This is a genomic window from Winogradskyella sediminis (genome assembly GCF_003387355.1).
Taxonomy (GTDB): domain Bacteria; phylum Bacteroidota; class Bacteroidia; order Flavobacteriales; family Flavobacteriaceae; genus Winogradskyella; species Winogradskyella sediminis.
The window spans coordinates 1-1,441 of record NZ_QUNH01000026.1 but is presented as its reverse complement, the minus strand read 5'-3'; the positions used below and the strand labels follow the sequence as shown (position 1 = coordinate 1,441).

The 1,441-nt window shown below is 28.8% G+C and carries 1 protein-coding gene; it reads right to left on the bottom strand.

Going from position 1 to position 1,441, the window contains the following annotated elements:
• Positions 1-137 precede the first annotated feature (137 nt).
• Positions 138-1,328 (bottom strand): hypothetical protein, encoded by a 1,191-nt coding sequence (locus tag C8N41_RS16750; RefSeq protein WP_115840123.1) that lies wholly within the window; start codon positions 1,326-1,328, stop codon positions 138-140.
• Between the last annotated feature and the right edge of the window lie 113 nt (positions 1,329-1,441).

The window sequence follows — 1,441 nt, the reverse complement described above, 5'->3', positions numbered from 1 at the left end:
CAACGGTCTCGGCTATGAGTAGTTGCGTGGGTTAGCAACTAACTTAGCAAGTATACACCAAGTTGGAAATTCCGCAGGAATTTTCAAAGTAGGCGAGAACAAGCAATTACTTATAGCCATTGTTGTAATGCGTTTTTTTATTCAAAATACTCAATTTTTCTTGTCCAAATAAATAGTTTTTTTCCATTTACGCTTTTGGTTTGTTTAATCCAGTTATTTTTTTCGTCAAATTCGTGTTCAAAGTCAACTTCAGTTCGCCTTCCTTTTTCTGTATATACCAGTTTTATAGGTAAGTCGTGATTACCATATAAATATTCTAATGTTCGATTATTATCTGGATATTTGGGACTAACTGCAACTTCTTTTAATTTTCGTCCTTTATCATCATATTCATAATTTCTAAAATTTGTAAGTGTGTCGTTTTTATCATAATAAAGATATTCTTTTAGCAAATCGTTAATGTAAACTTTTTTTTCTTTACGATAAATTACAGCTTTATTTTTATCGTGAAAATCTTGATTATAAGAATGAATTTCAATAATTCTGTCTTTCTCATCATAGAAATAGTGACGGCTTAAATGATTACTTCCTTTATCAGTTCTTTTTTGTTTACTTCCTCTTTTTGTTTTAACCCAAATAAAAGGCGAGTGATTTATAATTTTGGTTTTCCTCCCTTTTGCATCATACTCGTAAAGAGTTCCGTAATCAGCTCCATATTCGTCGAAGTTTCTAATTTCAATTAGATTTCCAATCGAGTCATAATATTTTTCTGTCCTTCTAATTTCTTTCGGGTAGTCAGAGTTAAAGTATTCAAAATCTGAAATTAAACCCTTTTTATTGTATTTATATTTTTCCGTAGAGTAACTACTATCAGTACTCACGGTTTTAACGTAAATTAAATGATTATTTAAGTCATAAGTATAACTTGAATTGGACTCTTTATACGAAATGTATTTACGATTTTTAACTTTACCAAAGCTGTTGTATTTGTATTCGTTATAATTTACAGTGTCTTGATTTTTATAAAACCAAACCTCTTTTAAAAGTCTATCATTTTTGTCAAATTCTTTGTAATAATTTACATAATGAACCCAATAAGTGTCATACCACCAGCTTTTAAAACGACTTTTGGTAAATTCAGCACTCGAAAACCCATAATGACCATAGTCGCCCTCTGTACTAAATAGTTTTCTGTTCTGAATACTGTCATTTACAAATTTTAGTTCTTCTCTTATGGATTTTACTTTTCCATAAATAGTATCTTTTTCTTGAGCATTTGAAAATGAAAAGAATATTAACAGAATTACAATTAGATTGGTTTTATACATATTTTTTTCGATAATATATTCGCTTTAAATTCGACTCAAAAGTCAAAATGAGTAAATGATATCTTTTAGTTAGTAATTCAGTTAGTTGGTTAAGGTAAATGCATTACAACGGT